Below are 3,509 nucleotides of genomic sequence, written 5' to 3'. Positions count from 1 at the left end.
CCCGGTCGGAAGCCGACCACGCGGGTTCGGCGGGTCAGGATGCGGTCCTGGGCGACGCGGCCGAAGCGTATCCAGTGCTCCAGCTTCTTCTCGATCCAGGTCAGCTCGACATGGGTGAGGCCGTCGCGGGCGAGCGCGCTGAACGCGCCGCCGCCGCGCACGGCGGGGGGCTGATCGTCGATCATGGGAGGTCTCCGGGGATGAGGCTCGCGACGGGGGCGGTGCGAGGGCGGCGACCTGGCCGCTGCGCGAGCGTCGAGCCGGCGAGCAAGGCCGCGCTGTCCACAGCCGCGCGCGCCGTTAGCAAGAATCCGAAGGATTCTTTTCTATTAGCACCGTTAGAAGTGGTGCGATTCCGCGAGGATTTCTGCGGGTTTGCGAGGCCCGCGCGTTCTCGAAAGTCCGTGTCCGGCGTTCTTGATCGTCCGAATCCGGCTGTTCCCGATAGTCCGAACCTCATGGCCAGTTCTCCACAGGCTTGAGGCCGACGCGGCGCATGGCGGCGTCGAACGGATCGACGGGGACGGGAGCGAAGTTCAGCCGGTCGCGGCCGAGCGCATGTTCGAGCGTGAGGACGTAGCCGGGGAGCGGCTGGCGCGCGACGATGGCGCGCAGCTCGAACGCGAACCGGCGCAGCGGCGAGAGCACGCCGGATTTGAGGTAAAGGTGCGGAACGTCGAAGCTCCAGCCGCCGCTCTGCCGTCCGCCATGCTTGCGCACGATGCGGTAGAGCCAGCGTTCGAGGCCGCCCGTCAGGTCGAAATAGGCGCGGTCGATGGTCAGCACGAGCGCGCGGTCGAGCACGCCGGCATAGAACCAATCGGGCAGGATCAGCTCGATCCCGAGCGCACGGCCGTTGCCGTCCGCCAGCTCGCGCCATTCGTTGATCCACGAGAAACGATGGCGGCGGCGCTGGTGCTGCTGCCGGATCGAGGTGGCGACGGTGGTGGATTGCAGGCGGTCGAGCGCGGCCTTCAGCCGCTCGTAGCTCGCCTTGCCGGTGCCGCGCCGGGTGAACGCCAGTATCTCGTGCGGCGTCGTCACCATAAGGCGCGAGGTCGGCCGTCCGGCGTCGCGCGCCTCGATGAGCTGGCTCGCCGCCCATATCAGCACGTCGGCGTCCCAAATAGTCGCCATGCCATGCTCGGGCACGGCCTCGACCGAGATCCACGTCGCGCCCATGCGGAAGTCGATGGGCGCGGTGCGGCGGGATTTGGCGAGGCTGAAGAACGGCCAGGCCATCAAGTCCTGCGCGTCGCGGGCCGCAAGGTCGCCGGGGACCGAGCGGAACAGCTCAAGCTGCGTGCGCTCGGCGCTGGACCGGCCGGAGAGGGAGCGTGCAGTGGGCATCGGCGCTCAGCGGCGCACGCAATCGGTGGGGAGGCGCTTGGCGGGATAGACGACGCCGTTGCCCGGATCGGAGGTCGAGCGGCGGGTGCCGAGCGCGGCCCAGGAGTCGAGGTCGTCGATCGCATAGACGATCCGGCCGCCGAGCCTGCGGAACACCGGGCCGGTGCCGTAGCAGCGGTGCTTCTCCAGCGTGCGGGCCGAGAGACCGAGATGGATCGCCGCGTCGGGCGTCTTGAGATAGCGTGGCGTTGTGGCGGCGACAGGCTCGGCCATGATGATCCTCCTGATGATGGCCGGCCCCGAACAAGGGGTCCGGCGGACAGGAGGTGATCCTGGCGAAATGACCCCGGCGCGGAGAAGGGACAGCGCCGAGGGGAGCGGCAATGTCCCCTGTCAGCCGCCGCGCAGCAGGCGGAGATAGCCGCCGTCCCGCAGCTCGACGGCTTCGGCCAGCCAGCGGCGGACGCGCTTGCGCTCCTTGCTTTCAACCCATTCGGCGGCGCTGTAGCGGCGGACCCTGCGATGGATCAGCGAGGCGGCCAGCTCGCGTTGAGTGGCGCCTGCCTGGTGGCCGTCGAGCACTTGCAGCAAGGTGACGAGGTGCAGGCGCCGGAAGGGCGGCGGGCGCCACGCTGGCGGGCCGGCCGCCATGCCGTTGAGGCGGCGGCACAGGCGCTCGACCGACGCGAGGCGTGCGAAGGGGTTAGGTCCGATCGGCAGCATCACGGCCATCGGTCCGTGACACGGACCGCACATGCAAAGATGCTCGTCGCCATCGGGATCGGCGAGGATGATATGAAGGAAGTCGCCCATCCTGATCCGCGCGCGAACGTCGCCGAGCGCTCGCATGTCGAGAGGTTGCGCGCCGATTCCGGCAAGCGCGGGCGCGAGGACGATGCTGGCCGGCGACAGGTCTGGGCGCGCGACCGCCAGCTTGCGGTCGAAGGCCGAGCCGGGGGCGGCGTGGTAGCTGATGCCCCAGCGCTGCACGAGGTTGGCGGTCGCATTGTCGGCGGAGATCGTGCCGCGTTTCACGCGGCCGAGCGCACGGCGGTAGTCGGAGCGATAGCGCACGTTGCGGCTGAGATAGCCGATGGCGATATCCGAATATTGCAGCGCGTCGTCCCCGGCCTCGGCCGGGGGCGCGCGCCAGTCCTTCTCAGGCGGCATCGAGACCCTCCCAAGCATGGCCCTCTGCGGAGCGCGTTGGAAGATTTTCTCAGTCGCGGGGGCATGGAGAAGCCCTGCCGAATGGGTGGGCGCATAGCCGATTCAAGTCAGCGATTTGGCCTGATTTCTGCGCTTTTGCGATGCTGACAGAATGGTCGTTATGAGCCAGATGGACGTAGATAATGGCGATATCCGGTCTCAGACATCCATCTCGCGCGCGCAAGATGGGAGTCGTAGACCAACTGGGCGCGTTCGGGTTCCCTCTCCGGGTCAATCCCGAAAATGATCCGCACGGCCTCGCGCCAATCGGCTTTTTCCGCTGCCGCGTCTAACAGTCGCCAGTAGGTGCGGTGATGGCGTTCGTCATACTCGGTGACGTGCGGCGCATCAGGCGCGCTGTCCTCGAAAGCAGTTATGGCCATTGCCTCGCTTCGCTTTCAGCAATTGCTCCCTGCGCCCGCAGATTGGCAGGCTATACACCATAATGGACCGAAGCAATTACACTGTCTTCGCTATGGCGGCACGATGCTGAGAGCATAGTAAAGCGAACATCGACGCCCATTACTTCCTCGATTTCTCTGCCGCGCCGCGCACCAGCATGACGCCTTCGCCGCGTTCCGAATCAAGGAAGACGATGCCTGCGTCCTCCAGCGCCTTGACCACCTGATGGCGGGTATCTTCGCGCACGGGCAGGTTATTCTCGGATTCGAGACGTTTGAGCGCAGTCAACGCAACAAGGGCCTCGTCGGCAAGCATCTCCTGGGTCCAATTGAGAAGCGCGCGAGCGGCCCGCACCTGGCGGGAAGTGATCATACGCGATCACGTTCACGAGGCCGGGCCTATGCGCCATGAAAACGACTATTATAGTCGCCTTGGTATAAGGGGAACCGACAAACGCGAGCCGAGCGAACGTCCGGCGAGCGCGCCTTTTCCAGCGGCTCGGTCTCGACCACTTCGGCGTCGGCGATGGGATCGACCTTGTTGTTCAC

6 protein-coding genes are annotated in these 3,509 nt (G+C 66.6%); all 6 read right to left on the bottom strand.

The window, feature by feature from the left end; genetic code table 11:
* Nucleotides 1–185: DUF2840 domain-containing protein (locus ACEQX1_RS13365; protein ID WP_370196917.1), on the bottom strand; the 185-nt coding region annotated here is incomplete at its 3' end.
* Nucleotides 186–456: 271 nt separating this feature from the next.
* A complete protein-coding gene (locus tag ACEQX1_RS13360) occupies nt 457–1,350 on the bottom strand; it encodes a replication initiator protein A (RefSeq protein WP_017502714.1) in 894 nt (297 codons plus the stop codon).
* A 6-nt stretch (nt 1,351–1,356) separates the two neighbouring features.
* Nucleotides 1,357–1,623, bottom strand: a complete 267-nt coding sequence (locus ACEQX1_RS13355; RefSeq protein ID WP_017502715.1) for an AlpA family transcriptional regulator — start codon at nt 1,621–1,623, stop codon at nt 1,357–1,359.
* A gap of 120 nt (nt 1,624–1,743) precedes the next feature.
* Nucleotides 1,744–2,520 (bottom strand): DNA -binding domain-containing protein, encoded by a 777-nt coding sequence (locus ACEQX1_RS13350; protein WP_370196916.1) that lies wholly within the window; start codon nt 2,518–2,520, stop codon nt 1,744–1,746.
* A gap of 158 nt (nt 2,521–2,678) precedes the next feature.
* Nucleotides 2,679–2,942 carry a hypothetical protein gene (locus tag ACEQX1_RS13345; RefSeq protein ID WP_017502717.1) on the bottom strand — a complete coding sequence of 88 codons (264 nt, stop codon included), beginning with the start codon at nt 2,940–2,942 and terminating at the stop codon, nt 2,679–2,681.
* 139 nt (nt 2,943–3,081) lie between these two features.
* A complete protein-coding gene (locus ACEQX1_RS13340) occupies nt 3,082–3,333 on the bottom strand; it encodes a hypothetical protein (RefSeq protein ID WP_017502718.1) in 252 nt (83 codons plus the stop codon).
* Nucleotides 3,334–3,509: the final 176 nt, after the last annotated feature.

The sequence above is a fragment of the Aurantimonas sp. genome (genome assembly GCF_964217435.1).
Lineage (GTDB): Bacteria > Pseudomonadota > Alphaproteobacteria > Rhizobiales > Rhizobiaceae > Aurantimonas > Aurantimonas coralicida.
This window is presented reverse-complemented; position numbering and strand designations above follow the sequence as displayed.